15 protein-coding genes are annotated in these 15,300 nt (G+C 72.8%); all 15 read left to right on the plus strand.

The window, feature by feature from the left end:
* The first annotated feature begins 102 nt into the window (after positions 1-102).
* The 15 genes from H489_RS28545 to lgt all read left to right on the plus strand — a co-directional run bounded on the left by H489_RS28545 (position 103) and on the right by lgt (position 15,278).
* Complete coding sequence (locus tag H489_RS28545; RefSeq protein ID WP_017887190.1) at positions 103-3,057, plus strand: DEAD/DEAH box helicase family protein; 2,955 nt, start codon at positions 103-105, stop codon at positions 3,055-3,057.
* A 67-nt stretch (positions 3,058-3,124) separates the two neighbouring features.
* Positions 3,125-4,060 (plus strand): methionyl-tRNA formyltransferase, encoded by a 936-nt coding sequence (gene fmt / locus H489_RS28550; protein WP_017887191.1) that lies wholly within the window; start codon positions 3,125-3,127, stop codon positions 4,058-4,060.
* A gap of 59 nt (positions 4,061-4,119) precedes the next feature.
* Positions 4,120-5,625: an RsmB/NOP family class I SAM-dependent RNA methyltransferase gene (locus H489_RS28555; protein ID WP_017887192.1), complete on the plus strand. Its 1,506-nt coding sequence runs from the start codon at positions 4,120-4,122 to the stop codon at positions 5,623-5,625.
* 35 nt (positions 5,626-5,660) lie between these two features.
* Positions 5,661-6,320 (plus strand): ribulose-phosphate 3-epimerase, encoded by a 660-nt coding sequence (gene rpe, locus H489_RS28560; RefSeq protein WP_017887193.1) that lies wholly within the window; start codon positions 5,661-5,663, stop codon positions 6,318-6,320.
* A 101-nt stretch (positions 6,321-6,421) separates the two neighbouring features.
* Complete coding sequence (locus H489_RS28565) at positions 6,422-6,685, plus strand: phosphoribosyl-ATP diphosphatase (protein ID WP_031259753.1); 264 nt, start codon at positions 6,422-6,424, stop codon at positions 6,683-6,685.
* A 69-nt stretch (positions 6,686-6,754) separates the two neighbouring features.
* Positions 6,755-7,594, plus strand: a complete 840-nt coding sequence (gene hisG / locus H489_RS28570; RefSeq protein ID WP_017887195.1) for an ATP phosphoribosyltransferase — start codon at positions 6,755-6,757, stop codon at positions 7,592-7,594.
* Positions 7,591-8,361: an imidazole glycerol phosphate synthase subunit HisF gene (gene hisF, locus H489_RS28575; protein WP_017887196.1), complete on the plus strand. Its 771-nt coding sequence runs from the start codon at positions 7,591-7,593 to the stop codon at positions 8,359-8,361. The genes hisG and hisF overlap by 4 nt, the downstream gene beginning before the upstream one ends.
* A 25-nt stretch (positions 8,362-8,386) precedes the next feature.
* A complete protein-coding gene (hisI, locus tag H489_RS28580; protein WP_017887197.1) occupies positions 8,387-8,785 on the plus strand; it encodes a phosphoribosyl-AMP cyclohydrolase in 399 nt (132 codons plus the stop codon).
* Positions 8,782-10,326, plus strand: a complete 1,545-nt coding sequence (locus H489_RS28585; protein ID WP_017887198.1) for an anthranilate synthase component I — start codon at positions 8,782-8,784, stop codon at positions 10,324-10,326. The genes hisI and H489_RS28585 overlap by 4 nt, the downstream gene beginning before the upstream one ends.
* Positions 10,323-11,021: a Trp biosynthesis-associated membrane protein gene (locus tag H489_RS28590; protein WP_017887199.1), complete on the plus strand. Its 699-nt coding sequence runs from the start codon at positions 10,323-10,325 to the stop codon at positions 11,019-11,021. The genes H489_RS28585 and H489_RS28590 overlap by 4 nt, the downstream gene beginning before the upstream one ends.
* Positions 11,018-11,257 carry an HGxxPAAW family protein gene (locus H489_RS28595; protein WP_017887200.1) on the plus strand — a complete coding sequence of 80 codons (240 nt, stop codon included), beginning with the start codon at positions 11,018-11,020 and terminating at the stop codon, positions 11,255-11,257. The genes H489_RS28590 and H489_RS28595 overlap by 4 nt, the downstream gene beginning before the upstream one ends.
* Before the next feature lie 19 nt (positions 11,258-11,276).
* Positions 11,277-12,062, plus strand: a complete 786-nt coding sequence (gene trpC / locus H489_RS28600; protein WP_031259757.1) for an indole-3-glycerol phosphate synthase TrpC — start codon at positions 11,277-11,279, stop codon at positions 12,060-12,062.
* Positions 12,063-12,189: 127 nt separating this feature from the next.
* Positions 12,190-13,404 carry a tryptophan synthase subunit beta gene (gene trpB / locus H489_RS28605; protein WP_017887202.1) on the plus strand — a complete coding sequence of 405 codons (1,215 nt, stop codon included), beginning with the start codon at positions 12,190-12,192 and terminating at the stop codon, positions 13,402-13,404.
* Entirely contained in the window at positions 13,401-14,195 is a 795-nt protein-coding gene (trpA, locus tag H489_RS28610; RefSeq protein WP_017887203.1) for a tryptophan synthase subunit alpha, read from the plus strand. The genes trpB and trpA overlap by 4 nt, the downstream gene beginning before the upstream one ends.
* 96 nt (positions 14,196-14,291) lie before the next feature.
* Positions 14,292-15,278, plus strand: coding sequence for a prolipoprotein diacylglyceryl transferase (gene lgt, locus H489_RS28615; protein ID WP_017887204.1), 987 nt, complete (start codon positions 14,292-14,294; stop codon positions 15,276-15,278).
* Positions 15,279-15,300 lie beyond the last annotated feature (22 nt).

Below are 15,300 nucleotides of genomic sequence, written 5' to 3' on the forward strand. Positions count from 1 at the left end.
TTTCCTGATGTGGCTCAGACCGTACGCAGCCACCGCGCAGTCGGTTCACGGACGGTCCACGGAACGCATCCCGCCGCGCACGGCCCGTGGGAGACTCGAGGCGTGACGACGGGGGAACGGGGCGGTCCGCTCACGGGCTGGCGCTACCAGGGGACGCTGCGGCGCTACCAGCAGGACGTGCTCGACCGGGTGCCCGTGGTGCCAGGGGACCCGGTGCACGTGGTCGCGCCGCCGGGCTCCGGCAAGACCCTGCTCGGGCTCCTGCTGGCCGGCCGCGCCGGAGCCCGCGCGCTCGTCCTCGCGCCGACCGCGACGATCCGCTCCCAGTGGGCCGTCTCGGCTGCCGCGCTCGACGGTGCTCCGGCCGTCCGCGTGTCCGAGGACCCCGAGCACCCCGGTGACCTGACCGCGCTGACCTACCAGATGCTCTCGGTCCTCGAGACCGGCAACCCGCTCACCGAGCTCGCGGCTGCGGACTGGCGCCGCGAACTCGTCGAGGGCGGCCGCGACGAGCAGGCTGCGGCAGCGTGGCTCGTCGACCTCGATGGCTCCAACCCGACGGCGTACCGGAAGGGGATCGCGCGGCGCTCACGGGCCATCCGCCGTCGACTCGCCCGCGAGGACCCGGCGCTCCTCGCGACCGCGCTGCACCCGAACGCCCGGGCCCTGGTCGACCGGCTCGTCGCGCACGGCGTCGGCACCATCGTGCTCGACGAGTGCCACCACCTGCTCGACCACTGGGCCCTCGTGGTCGCGTACCTCGCCGCACGCATCCGGCAGGCCGGCCGTGAACCCCTGCTCATCGGGCTCACCGCCACCCTGCCGTCCACCGACGACCGGGACGCGCACGACAACTACACCGCGCTGCTCGGCGACGTCGACCACGAGGTCCCGACACCGGCCGTGGTGAAGGAGGGCAACCTCGCGCCCTACCGAGACCACGTCTGGTTCGTCGAACCCACGCAGGACGAGATCGCGTTCCTCCGCGAGCACGAGGACCGGCTCGCGAGCCTGGTGGCGACGACGTTCGACGACCCCGACGGCGCGGACTGGCTGGTGCACACCCTGCAGCCACCCGTCGACCAGTCCGACGGTGACCGCTCGGCCACGGCATCGCCCGAGACGCGGCTGGCCCGTGCGTTCGACACCGACTTCGCCGTCGCCGAGTCCGCCGCGCGCATGCTCGCGGAGGTCCGTCCGGACCACCCGGTCCTGGCCTTCGTCCACCACGCCGCCCGGAGCACACCCGACGCCGAGCAGCGACTCCGGCTGCTCGCCCGCTACGCCCTCGACCGGCTCCTGCCCGATCCCGACCGAGCGGAACAGTGGCAGCGGATCAAACGGTCCATCGTCGACTTCGGCTTCACCCTGACGGACCGCGGGGTCCGGCGTGGCCGCGACCCCGTCGACACCGTCCTCGCCTCGTCCGCGGCCAAGGACACCGCGGTGGGGGAGATCCTCCGGCTCGAACTCGAGCAGGAGGGCGCGGGCCGCCTGCGCACCGTCGTCGTCACGGACCACGCCACGCACGGCAACGCCCGTGGCTCGGGTGGGCGCGACGCCGGCGCGCTCCGCACCTTCGCGACGATCGCCGCGGACCCGACCCTCACCGGCCTGCACCCCGTCCTCGTCACCGCGAAGCACCTCCGCATCGCCGCCTGCGACGCCGACGTCCTGCTGCCCGCGCTCCGACGCCACCTCGGCACCGAACTGCCCGCCAGTCCGGTGGACGGCACACCGGGGGTGCTCGCGGTGGAGACCGCCGGCACCGGCTCGGCCGCGGTCATCGCCGCCGTCTCGGCACTGCTCACCGACGCGACCACCCGTCTCGTCGTCGGCACCCGCGGACTCCTCGGCGAGGGCTGGGACTGCCCGGCGGTGAACACCATGATCGACCTCACGGCCGTCGCGACGTCCTCGGCCACCCAGCAGCTCCGCGGCCGCACCCTGCGCCTCGACCCCGCCTGGCCCCGCAAGGTCGCCCACAACTGGACCGTCACCGCCGTCGTGCCCGCTGACGTCCCGCTCCTCGCAGCGCCGGACGTCAGCCGCATGCACCGGAAGCACGATCAGCTCTGGGGACTCCTCCGCGAGGACGACACCCAGGTCGTCCGCGGCACCGGGACCGCACTCTCCGACGCACACGCCCTGCGGCTCGCCGCGATCGTCGCCAAGGACAAGCGGCGGAGCGTCCGAGCGCTCGACGACGACATCGCGGCGGCGCTGCCGTCCCGTGAGCAGACCCACGCGGCCTGGCGCATCGGCGAGCCGTACGCCGACCGCGAGAGCACGGCGGCCGTCCTCCACGAACCCGATGCCGCGCCGTGGACCACCGGCCCCACCGCAGCCGCCGTGATGACCGTCGTGCTCGCGCTGGTGCTCGCGGTCGTCGCACAGTCGTTCCGTGTCGTCGTCGAACTCTGGCGCGCCGGCGTCGTCCTCGGCGTCGTCGGTGCGGTCCTCACCGTGGTCGCCGCGACCGCGGTCGCCTGGCCGGTCGCCCGCCAGCTCGGCACGGCGCTGCGACAGCGGTTCGACACCGCGCACGGCTACCGGAGCGCCGTCCGCGTCGTCATCGACGGCCTGCACCGCGCCGGACGCATCCCCGCCTACGGTGACGGCGACATCCGCGTCACCCCGACGATGGTCGGCAGGCTGCCGGTGGCGTTCACCATGGAGGCCCTCGGCGGGACCGTGGAGGACCGCCGCACGGTGACGAGCGCACTCGCCGAGGCGTTCGGTCCGGTCCGCACGCCGCGGTTCCTGCTCGAGACCGGGCGCGGCGAGGCAGCGCGGCTGCGCCGGGCACCGCTGCTGGCGCTCGCGCTGTGGATCGCACGGACGACCACCCGCGGCAACCGGTTCCTGGCGGTCCCGACGGGGATCGGACGACGGCGGGAGGACGCCGAGGCGTTCGCCGCCGACTGGGACCGTTCGGTCGGTCCGTGTCGGCTCCACGAGATCGACTCGCCATCGTCGCTCGTGCTGCTGCTCCGCGCTCGACGTGACTCCGGAGCGACGAAGACGCCGCCGTCCCTGCGTGACCAGTGGTCCTGACGACGGGCTGGTGACGTCGGCCGGTGCTCGTGCCGGCCGCGGGCGACGCGCGTGGGACGATGGACCCATGCGTCTCGTCGTCGCCGGCAGCCCCGCTGCGGCCGTCCCCACCCTCCGCCGTCTGGCGGCGTCCGACCACGAGATCGTCGCGGTGCTCACCCGGCCGGCCACCCCGCAGGGCCGCAAGCGGGTCCTCACCCCGACTCCGGTGGCCGTCGTCGCCGCGGAGCTCGGACTGCCGGTCATCGAGGCCTCGCGCGTCGACGATGCCGTCACCGCCCAGATCGCGGACCTCGACGTCGACCTCGGCGTGATCGTCGCCTACGGCGCACTGCTCCGCCGCCCGGCCCTCGACGCCCCGCGACACGGGTGGATCAACCTGCACTTCTCCGACCTGCCGGCGTACCGCGGTGCTGCTCCCGTGCAGCGTGCGGTGATGGCCGGCGACACCCGGACCGCCGCCACGGTCTTCCAGCTGGTCGAGGCGCTGGACGCCGGCCCGGTCTACGCCGCGCGGCCCTTCGAGATCGACCCCGAGGCGACCTCGGGTGAGGTCCTCGCCGCGATGGCCGAGGTCGGTGCCGACGTCGTGGCGGACGTCGTGGACGGCATCGCCGTCGGCACCGCTGTCGCGACCGAGCAGTCCGGCGAGCCCACCCTCGCCCCGAAGCTCACGATCGACGACGGCCGTGTCGACTTCGCCGCTCCGGCAGCGGTCGTGCACGCCCGGCTGCGCGGCGTCACGCCCGAGCCCGGCGCGTACGCCCACCTGGGCGAGACCCGCGTGAAGCTGCTCCGCAGCACGCTCCAGCCAGGAGGCGCCGAGGACCCCGCCCCGTCGCTCGCGCCCGGTGCGCTCGCGCTCCACGGCGGTCGGCTGCTGGTCGGGACCGCCGACACCCCGCTCGTGCTGCTCGAGGTGCAGCCGGCGGGCAAGAAGGCGATGGACGCCGCCGCCTGGGCCCGTGGCCTCGGCGAACTGGACGGGAAGGTCCTCGCATGAGCCCCCAGACGAAGCCCCAGGCTGCCCGCCGTGGCCCCCGCCCGGCCAGTGCCCGCCGCGTGGCGTTCGACGTGCTCCGCGCCGTGCAGGTCGACGACGCCTACGCGAACCTGCTGCTGCCGACGCGCATCCGTCGTGCCGGACTCACCGCCCGCGACGCCGGGTTCGCGACCGAGCTCACCTACGGGTCGATCCGGATGCTCGGCCGCTACGACGTCATCATCGCGCTGGCCTCCGGTCGCCGGGCCGAGAACATCGAGGCGGACGTCCTCGACGTGATGCGCCTGGGCGCCCACCAGCTGCTCGCCATGCGCACGCCGACGCACGCCGCCGTCGACGCCACGGTGGAGCTCGCCCGCGAGGTCGGTGCCCGCCGCGCCACCGGGTTCGTCAACGCCGTGATGCGGAAGATCGCCGCCCGCACCGACGACGAGTGGGACGCCCTGATCACCGAGGGCCGCGCCGGGGACGCCCTGCTCGCCACCCGGTGGTCGCACCCGGTCTGGGTCGTCTCCGCGCTCCGCGACGCCCTGGCCGCCGAGCGCTCCCGCGACGAGCTCGCCGCCCTGCTCGCTGTCGACAACGCAGCACCCCGGGTGCAGCTCGCAGCCCTGCCCGGATTCGCCACCGACGAGGACATCGCCACCGCGACCGCGCGCACCGCGCCGGACGACGACACCGACGCCGCGTTCGCTGACGCGACCGGTGCGGACGACGTGCCCGCGGCCCTGGTGCCCGCCGTCGACGAACCGGAGGCCGACGGCGCGACCGGCACCGTGCCTCCCGTCCGGTCCACCGAACCCGTCGTGCAGGCGGACGCCGCGCCGGTGTCGCCCGTCGGGATCCGCGGCATCTCCGGCGACCCGGCACGCGTGCCGGGCGTCGCCGCCGGGCGCCTGCGCGTGCAGGACGAGGGGTCGCAGCTCGCCGCGCTGGCGCTGAGCCGCTCGTCGGCCGTGCGTGCGGGGGAGCGGTGGCTCGACATGTGCGCCGGTCCCGGCGGCAAGGCCGCGCTGCTCGCCGCCGAGGCGCAGCAGGGCGGGGCGACCCTGGTCGCCAACGAGCTCGTGCCCGCCCGGGCCGGACTCGTGCGGAACGCCCTCGGCGTGTTCGGCGACCACGTGCGGGTCGTCGAGGGCGACGCCCGTCGGTACGGCCGCGACGGCACCGGGATGACCTTCGACCGCATCCTGCTCGACGCCCCGTGCACCGGGCTCGGCGCGCTGCGTCGCCGGCCGGAGGCCCGCTGGCGGAAGCTCCCCGAGGACGTCGAGGAGCTCGCGGCGCTGCAGACCGAACTGCTCGACGCCGCCGTCCGCGTGCTCGCTCCGGGCGGGACCCTGGCGTACGTGACGTGCTCGCCGCACCTGGCCGAGACGCGCGGGCAGGTCGACGCGCTGATGGGGCGGCACGGTGACCGGCTCGAGCAGCTCGACACCGCCACGGTCGTCCGGGGTGTCGCCGCTCGTGACCCGGAGATCGCGGACGGCGCCACAGCGCAGCTGTGGCCGCACCGGATCGGCACCGACGCGATGTTCATCGCGCTGTTCCGCCGCGTCGACTGAGGCCCCGACGCGCGGCACGCCGGTAGGCTTGCCCGGTGACGATCCGCATCTCGCCGAGCATCCTGTCCGCCGACTTCGCGAACCTCGAGCGTGAACTCCACCGCATCGAGACCGCCGACCTGGTGCACGTCGACGTGATGGACAACCACTTCGTGCCGAACCTGACGCTCGGGCTGCCGATCGTCGAGCGCCTGCAGCAGGTGTCGCCGGTGCCGCTGGACGTGCACCTCATGGTCACTGACGCCGACCGCAACGCGCCGAAGTACGCCGAGACCGGTGCGTCGAGCGTCACGTTCCACTTCGAGGCAGCCGAGGACCCGGTGGCGACCGCAGCGGCGATCCGGTCGAACGGTGCCCGCGCGGCCGTCGCCGTGAAGCCCGGCACCCCGATCACCCAGGTGCTGCACCACCTCGACGCCTACGACATGATCCTGCTGATGACGGTCGAGCCCGGGTTCGGCGGCCAGTCGTTCATGCCGTCCGTGATGCCGAAGCTCGCTGACGCGCGCGCGGCGGTCGACGCCTCGGGGCTCGACGTCTGGCTCGAGGTGGACGGGGGCATCTCGGTGGACACCGTGCCCGAGGCCGTGCGGAGCGGTGCCGACACGCTCGTCGCGGGGTCGGCGGTCTTCGGCGGCGAGCCCGCCGCGCGCATCACCGACCTGCGCGAGGCCGCCGCTCGGGCACGCTCGTGACCGTGGGAGCGCCGGACGGTGCCGGCGTCGCCGAGGCGACCACCGCCTCCCGTCCGGACGGTGCGTCGGCCGCGTCAGCGGAGACCGGTAGCCTGGACCCCGTGAAGACGTTCGACGACCTGTTCCAGGAGCTCACCGAGAAGGCGCGCACGCGCCCCGAGGGCTCCGGCACCGTCGCCGAACTCGACGCCGGCGTGCACCAGATCGGCAAGAAGATCGTCGAGGAAGCCGCCGAGGTCTGGATGGCGGCCGAGTACGAGGGCGACGAGCGCACCTCGGAGGAGATCTCGCAGCTGGTCTACCACCTCCAGGTCCTCATGGTCGCCAAGGGGCTCACCCCGGCGGACGTCTGGCGACATCTGTAGGACGCGCCCGGGCACAGCCCGCGCACCGACCTCGATCCGCCACGACCCCGACCAGAAAGCAGACCCCTGATGCTCCGCATCGCCGTGCCCAACAAGGGCTCCCTGTCCGAGACCGCGTCCGACATGCTGCGTGAGGCCGGGTACGCCGGTCGCCGTGACCCGAAGGCGCTGCACCTGCTCGACGAGCGCAACGGCGTCGAGTTCTTCTTCCTCCGCCCGCGGGACATCGCCACGTACGTGGGGTCCGGCGCACTCGACGTCGGCATCACCGGCCGTGACCTGCTGCTCGACTCCGGCTCCGAGGCGCACGAGGTCGACGCGCTCGGCTTCGCCGACTCCACCTTCCGGTTCGCCGGCACGCCCGGACGGTTCGCCTCGCTGCAGGACCTCGACGGCGTCCGCGTGGCCACGAGCTACCCCGGCCTCGTCGGAGCGTTCCTCGCCGAGCACGGGGTCACCTCGACGCTCGTGAAGCTCGACGGCGCCGTCGAGAGCGCCGTGCGGCTCGGGGTCGCCGACGCCGTTGCCGACGTCGTGTCGACGGGCAGCACGCTCCGACAGGCGGGCCTCGAGATCTTCGGCCCGGTGATCCTCGAGTCGACCGCGGTGCTCGTCTCCACCGACGAGACCATCGCCGGCATCGACGTGCTGCGTCGGCGGCTGCAGGGCGTGCTCGTCGCCCGCGGCTACGTGATGCTCGACTACGACGTCCCCACGGCACTGCTCGAGCAGGCGACGGCGGTGGCGTCCGGCATCGAGTCGCCCACGGTGTCGCCGCTGCACGACCGAGAGTGGGCGGCGGTCCGCGTGATGATCCCGCGCGACGACGCGAACCTCATCATGGACGCGCTCTACGACCTCGGCGCCCGGGCGATCCTCGTCAGCCCGATCCACGCCGCACGCCTGTGACCACCGGCGGCGTGTCGGTGCGGGTCATCCCGTGCCTCGACGTCAAGGGCGGCCGAGTCGTCAAGGGTGTCAACTTCCTCGACCTGCAGGACGCCGGTGACCCCGTCGAGCTCGCGGCGCGGTACTACGAGCAGGGTGCCGACGAGCTGACCTTCCTCGACGTCGGCGCCACGGTCGAGAACCGGGCGACGATGTACGACACCGTGACCCGGACGGCCGAACAGGTCTTCATCCCGCTCACCGTCGGTGGTGGGGTGCGCAGCGTCGACGACGTGTCGCGGCTGCAGCAGTGCGGTGCGGACAAGATCGGCGTGAACAGCGCGGCCATCGCCCGCCACGAACTCGTCGGCGAGATCGCCGACCGGTTCGGCGCGCAGGCCGTCGTGCTCTCGCTCGACGTCAAGCGGTCGGACCGGATGCCCTCGGGCTTCGTGGTCACCACCCACGGGGGGCGGACCGAGTCCGACCTCGACGCGATCGCCTGGGCACGCGAAGCCGTCGAACGCGGTGCGGGGGAGCTGCTCGTCAACTCGATCGACGCCGACGGCACGAAGAACGGGTTCGACCTCGAACTCGTGGCCGCGGTGCGCGCGGTCTCGTCCGTCCCGGTGATCGCCTCGGGAGGCGCGGGTCGCGTCGAGCACTTCGCCCCGGCCGTCGACGCGGGTGCGGACGCGGTCCTCGCCGCCAGCGTCTTCCACCGTGGCGAGATGACCGTGGGGGACGTCAAGGCCGCGCTCCGCGCGACCGGTCACGCCGTCCGCTGATCCGCCGCCGTAGGCTAGGAGTCTCATGACCGACAGCACCAGTACCGACACCGAGGCGGTCCTCGACCGCGCACACTTCGGTGCGGACGGCCTGCTCCCCGCCATCGTGCAGGAGGAATCGTCGAAGGACGTCCTCATGCTCGGCTACATGGACCGGGAAGCCCTCCGCCGCACCCTCACCGAGGGCCGTGTGACCTTCTGGTCGCGGTCGCGGAACGAGTACTGGCGGAAGGGCGACACGTCGGGACACGCGCAGTACGTCCGCGGGGCCGCGCTGGACTGCGACGACGACACGCTCCTCGTGACGGTGCACCAGGTCGGGGCGGCGTGCCACACCGGTGCGCACCGGTGCTTCGACGTCGACCCGCTCGCGCCCGTGACCATGTCCGCCCCGGCCGACGCAGCCGTGGAGGCGACCCGATGACCGCCGCGACGATCTCCGAGAACCCGCACACGACCTCCCGGCCGGAGTTCGACGGTCTGGTCGACGACCACCGTGTCATCCCGGTCGTCCGCGCCCTGTACGGCGACAGCGAGACGCCGGTCGGCGTGTACCGCAAGCTCGCCGACGGCCGCCCCGGGTCGTTCCTGCTCGAGTCCGCCGGCCAGGGCGGCCTGTGGTCGCGCTGGTCGTTCGTCGGGGTGCGGAGCTTCGGCGTCCTGACGCAGGACGGCGACCGCGCGGCGTGGATCGACACCGGCATCGACGCCGAGCGGGCCGTCGGGTCCCTCGACGGTGCCCCACTGGACGTCCTCGCGCGGCTGCACGAGCGCTGGGCCACGCCCCGTGTGCCCGGCTCGCCGCCGCTCGTCGGCGGCACCGTGGGCTTCATCGGGTGGGAGGCCGTCCGGCAGCTCGAACACCTGCCGAACGTGCCGCCGTCCGACTTCGACGTCCCCGGACAGGCGCTGTCGTTCGTCTCCGAGCTCGCCGCCCTCGACCACCGCACCGGGCTCGTGCTGCTCGTCGCGAGCGTGCTGAACGACGGCACGGACGACGCCGATGCCCTGTGGGCGGACGCGCAGCAGCGCCTCGACCGCATGCAGGGCGACCTGGTGCAGCCGAGCGTCGCGACCGTCGCCGAGGCGTTCGAGATCGCGGAGCCGACCCCGACGCACCGGACGAGTCCGGCCGACTACATGGCCGCCGTCGAGCGGTCGAAGGACTTCATCCGCGACGGCGACGTGTTCCAGGTCGTCATCTCGCAGCGGTTCGACCACGAGGTGACGGCCGACCCGCTCGACGTCTACCGCGTGCTCAGGACCCTGAACCCGAGCCCGTACATGTACTTCCTGGCGCTGGCGGACACCGCCGACGAGCGGTTCTGGATCGTCGGCGCCTCGCCCGAGGCGCTGGTGAAGGTGCAGGGCGACCACGCCGTCACCCACCCGATCGCCGGGTCCCGCCCGCGTGGTGCCACGCCCGAAGAGGACGTCCGCCTCGGCGAGGACCTGCTCGGCGACCCGAAGGAGCGCGCGGAGCACCTGATGCTCGTCGACCTGTCCCGCAACGACCTGCAGAAGGTGTGCGAGCCGGGCACGGTCGCCGTCACCGAGTTCATGACGGTCGAGCGGTTCAGCCACATCATGCACCTGGTGTCGAGCGTCGAGGGCCGCATCCGTCCCGAGGCCTCGGCGATCGACGTGTTCCGGGCGACGTTCCCGGCAGGCACGCTCTCGGGCGCGCCGAAGCCCCGAGCGCTCCAGATCATCGACGAGCTCGAGCCCGCCAAGCGTGGTGCGTACGCCGGTGTCGTGGGCTACTTCGACTTCGCCGGGGACGCCGACCTGGCGATCGCGATCCGCACCGCCCTGATCAAGGACGGCGTCGCCCGCGTGCAGGCCGGGGCCGGCCTCGTGGCCGACTCCGACCCGGAGACCGAGCACGTCGAGGCGGTCAACAAGGCCGCGGCCCCGTTGCGTGCCGTCGCGACGGCGAACCGGATGCGCGAGGTCCGTTCGTGAAGCGGTCGCGCCCGATCGTCGTCGTCGCCGGACTCCTGGTCGCCGGCATCATCATGCTCGCGTGGACCCAGACCTGGTTCACCGTCCGCCTGCACGCGGGAGCGGCAGTCACGTCGACGGTCGCCGCCGACGGCGCAGCGGTCGTGCCGCAGTTCACCGCGCTGGCGATCGCGAGCCTCGCGCTGTTCCTCGCGATGACCATCGCCGGACGGGTGCTGCGCATCGTGCTCGCCGCCGTGGAGATCCTGCTCGGCCTCGGCGTGGTCGTCAGCGGCATCACCGCGGCCGCCGACCCGATCGCCGCTGCACGCGGCGCCGTGGGCGAGGTCGCCGGGGTGAGCGACCTCGGCGCCGTCCGGAGCGTCGTGTCGAGCGTCAGCGTGAGCCCGTGGCCCGCAGTCGGCATCGCGGGCGGCGTGCTCGCCGTGCTGCTGGGCGTCGTCGTCATCGTGGTCCAGCGCGCCTGGCCCGGACCGAGCCGGAAGTACGGAGCCGCGACCGCCGGAGCCGCCGCCGCGGCGCGGGCCGCGGCACCCGTCGAGCGCGATGCGGTCGTCGACTGGGACGACCTGAGCGCGGGCGTGGACCCCACCACCGTGGACGGCGCGGGCGCGGGGGCGCCGAGTGACGACACGGTAGGATCGACAGGGCGTCGCTCGACCGACGACGCCGGAGCAGAACGAGGAGCACCGTGAGCAACACTGAGCCCGCAGAACTCGGCGAAGGCCACTCGCCGGCCGCCTGGACCGCCGTCGTGATCATGCTGATCGGATTCGCGGCAGGCACGCTGTTCTTCTGGTTCGACCAGCCGTGGGGCGTCTGGGCCTCCGCTGGCGTCGTCCTCATCGGCCTCATCGTCGGTGGCGTGATGAAGAAGGCCGGCTACGGCGTCGACGGTCCGAAGTTCGTCCCCAAGCACCACGGCGAGTAGGGGTCTGCCGATGCCGAACGTGCTCGAGACCCTCGTCGCCGGCGCCCTCGAAGACGCCGCAGCCCGTCGTGTCGATCGCCCGTACGCTGACGTCGAACGCGACCTCGACCGGGTGGCGTCGCCCCTCGACGCCCTCGCGTTCCTGAGCCCGGGCGACCGGGTGAAGATCATCGCCGAGGTGAAGCGCGCCAGCCCGTCCCGCGGGGCGATGGCCGCGATCGCCGACCCCGCAGGCCTCGCCGCCGACTACGAACGTGGTGGCGCGTCGACGATCAGCGTCCTGACCGAAGGGCGCAAGTTCCTCGGCAGCCTCGCCGACCTCGAAGCCGTGAAGGCCCGTGTCGGGGTCCCCGTGCTCCGCAAGGACTTCATCGCCGACCCGTACCAGGTCATCGAGGCCCGGGCGTCGGGTGCCGACGTCGTGCTGCTCATCGTGGCGGCGCTCGAGCAGGCCCGCCTGGTCGAGCTGCACACGCTCGCCGAAGAACTCGGCATGCGCGTCCTGGTCGAGGCGCACTCCGGTGACGAGGTCACGCGTGGCCTGGACGCCGGTGCCCGCATCCTCGGCGTGAACGCCCGCGACCTCACCGACTTCTCGCTCGACCGCGACCTGTTCGGGTCGCTCGCCGACCGCATCCCCGACGGGGTCGTGCGCGTCGCCGAGTCCGCGGTCTCCGGTCCCGCCGACGTCGCCCACTACCGTGCAGCGGGCGCCGACGTCGTGCTGGTCGGCGAGGCGCTCGTGACGGGGAGCGACCCCGCCGCGACCCTCGCGTCGTTCATCGACGCCGCCGACCAGGCCTGACCGGCTCACCAGGCCGCCGAACCGCGGCCCGGTCCGCCCACGCATCGAGGCCGCCGACCGCGGCCGCACGTTCCACCCGTCCGACGCGGCCGACCGGCCGCGTCGGACTCGTCCCGGGAGACACATCGTGACCTCACTCCGCGACCTGCACGGCCCCTACTTCGGCGACTTCGGCGGACGCTTCGTCCCCGAGTCCCTCGTCCTCGCGCTCGACGAGCTCGAGGCCGCCTTCCGTCAGGCCTGGGCGGACCCGGCGTTCCGTGCGGAACTCGACGCGCTGCACCGTGACTACACCGGGCGTCCGTCGATCATCACCGAGGTGCCGCGGTTCGCGAAGCACGCCGGTGGCGCCCGGATCATCCTGAAGCGCGAGGACCTGAACCACACCGGCTCGCACAAGATCAACAACGTCCTCGGCCAGGCCCTCGTCGCCCGCCGCCTCGGCAAGACCCGCCTGATCGCCGAGACCGGGGCCGGGCAGCACGGTGTCGCCACCGCGACCGCCGCAGCCCTGTTCGGCATGGAGTGCGTCGTCTACATGGGCGCCGTCGACACCGAGCGCCAGGCGCTCAACGTCGCGCGGATGCGCCTGCTCGGCGCCGAGGTGATCCCGGTCGAGACCGGTTCGCGCACCCTCAAGGACGCCATCAACGACGCCCTGCGCGACTGGGTCGCCAACGTCGAGTCGACGCACTACCTGCTCGGCACCGTCGCCGGTCCGCACCCGTTCCCCGAGATGGTGCGCGAGTTCCACAAGGTCATCGGCGAGGAAGCGCGCCAGCAGGTCCTCGACCGCATCGGTCGGCTGCCGGACGCCGTCGCGGCGTGCGTCGGCGGCGGCTCGAACGCGATGGGCATCTTCGAGGCGTTCCTCGACGACGAGTCCGTCGCGCTGCACGGCTTCGAGGCCGGTGGTGACGGCGTCGAGACCGGTCGGCACGCGGCGAGCATCACGCTCGGTCGCGAAGGCGTGCTGCAGGGAGCGAAGTCCTACCTGATGCAGGACGAGGACGGCCAGACCATCGAGAGCCACAGCATCTCCGCCGGGCTCGACTACCCGAGCGTCGGCCCGGAGCACGCGTACCTGGCGTCGATCGGCCGCGCGAAGTACCAGCCGATCACCGACACCGAGGCCATGGAGGCGTTCCGCCTGATGAGCCAGACCGAGGGCATCATCCCGGCGATCGAGTCGTCGCACGCCCTGGCCGGTGCCATCAAGCTCGGCAAGGAGCTCGGGCCCGAGGGCGTCGTGCTCGTGAACCTGTCCGGCCGCGGTGACAAGGACGTCGCGTCCGCCAGTCGCTACTTCGGCATCCTCGACGAGAACGCGGTGCAGCTGTGACCACGAACAAGACCGTCGCCCAGACGATCGACGCCGCCAACGCCGAGCGCGCCGGAGCCGTCGTCGGGTACCTGCCCGCCGGGTACCCGAACCTGCAGACCAGCGTCGACGCAGCCGTCGCCCTCGCCGAGAACGGCGTGGACGTCATCGAGTTCGGCCTGCCGTACTCCGACCCGGTCATGGACGGCCCCGTCATCCAGCGCGCAGCCGAGGAGAGCCTGGCGAACGGCTTCCGGGTCGCACAGGTCTTCGACGCCGTGCAGCAGATCACCGAGCGGGCCGACGTGCCGGTGCTCGTCATGACCTACTGGAACCCGGTGCTGCGCTACGGCGTGGACCGCTTCGCCGACGACCTCGTCGCAGCGGGGGCCGCCGGTCTCATCACGCCCGACCTCATCCCCGACGAGGCCACCGCGTGGACCGAGGCGTCCGAGCGCACCGGCCTCGACCGGGTCTTCCTCGCCGCGCCGTCCTCGTCGGACGAGCGCATGCGTCAGGCGGTGGAGTCCAGTCGTGGCTTCGTCTACGCCGTCTCGACGATGGGTGTGACCGGCGCCCGGGTCGGGGTCGACGTCGCCGCACGCACCGTGGTGTCGCGCCTGCGTGACGCCGGGGTCGAGCGAACCTGTGTCGGCCTCGGGATCTCGACGGCGGAGCAGGTCGGCGAGGTGCTCGAGTACGCCGACGGTGCGATCGTCGGGTCCGCGTTCGTCCGGGCCCTGGCCGACCTCGGTGTGCAGGGTGTGGCCGACCGGGCCGCCGACCTCGCCACCGGCGCCCGCCGCCGCTAGTCCAGTTCCTGTCGGGCCCGCGACCCGCGCTACAGTGAGCGAGGCCGACGCCACGTCGACCGCGCCCCGTCAGTTCCGAAAGGCGACAGCACCTCCATGCCCCTCCTGAGCATCCCGAGCCCGAGCACCGCCTGGCAGTACTTCGACCTGACCGCCTGGCTCCGCGACGCGTTCGGCTGGTCGCTGCCCCTCGACTTCCGCATCCACGCGTACGCGATCTGCATCCTGGTCGGGATCGTCGCCGCGGTCGTCCTCGCGAACCGTCGGCTCAACGCCCGCGGCGTCGAGCGATGGATCATCATCGACATCGCCATCTGGGCCGTGCCCGCCGGCATCATCGGCGGACGGCTCTTCCACGTGTTCACCCACGTGTCCGACTACTTCGGCCCCGGCATCGACCCGCTGTCGTTCCTGTACATCTGGGAGGGCGGGCTGGCCATCTTCGGCGCGCTGATCCTCGGGTCGGTCGGCGCCTGGATCGGGTGCCGCCAGGTCGGTCTCCGGTTCACGTCGTTCATCGACGCCGTCGTGCCGGGCGTCCTGCTCGCACAGGCCTTCGGACGCCTGGGCAACTACTTCAACCAGGAGCTCTTCGGCATGCCGACGAGCCTGCCCTGGGGGCTCGAGATCGACTCCAGCAACGCCGCGTTCCCGAAGGGCCTGCCCGAGGGCACGCTGTTCCACCCGACGTTCCTGTACGAGATCATCTGGAACGTCCTCGGCGTGGTCGTCATCCTGTTCCTGGCACGCAAGTTCACGCTGCAGTGGGGCAAGGTCCTCGGCCTGTACCTGATCTGGTACGGCGCGGGCCGCTCGGTGCTCGAGTCCATCCGCGTCGACACGAGCGAGACCTTCTTCGGTGTCCGCACGAACGTTTGGATGGCCCTCGCCGCGGTCGTCATCGGCATCCTGATCTTCGTGGTGCAGAGCCGACGGCACACCGGCAAGGAGCCGAGCCCGTACCTGCCGGGTCGCGGGCCCCGTCCGACCTCCGATGTAGACTCCGAAGACACCTTCTCGGAGCACGACGACGACGCAGCAGACGGCGTCACGAGTGACGAACCGGTCACGACCACCCGCTGAACCAGACGGTCTCCGCCACAAG

The sequence above is a fragment of the Curtobacterium flaccumfaciens UCD-AKU genome, from assembly GCF_000349565.1.
Classification (GTDB): Bacteria; Actinomycetota; Actinomycetes; order Actinomycetales; family Microbacteriaceae; genus Curtobacterium; species Curtobacterium poinsettiae.

Excerpts from the sequence above, each read along its gene's own strand:
- lgt (WP_017887204.1), top strand. The coding sequence starts at position 14,292 with ATGCCCCTCCTGAGCATCCCGAGCCCGAGCACCGCCTGGCAGTACTTC.
- fmt (WP_017887191.1), top strand. The coding sequence starts at position 3,125 with ATGCGTCTCGTCGTCGCCGGCAGCCCCGCTGCGGCCGTCCCCACCCTC.
- H489_RS28585 (WP_017887198.1), top strand. The coding sequence starts at position 8,782 with ATGACCGCCGCGACGATCTCCGAGAACCCGCACACGACCTCCCGGCCG.
- hisI (WP_017887197.1), top strand. The coding sequence starts at position 8,387 with ATGACCGACAGCACCAGTACCGACACCGAGGCGGTCCTCGACCGCGCA.
- hisG (WP_017887195.1), top strand. The coding sequence starts at position 6,755 with ATGCTCCGCATCGCCGTGCCCAACAAGGGCTCCCTGTCCGAGACCGCG.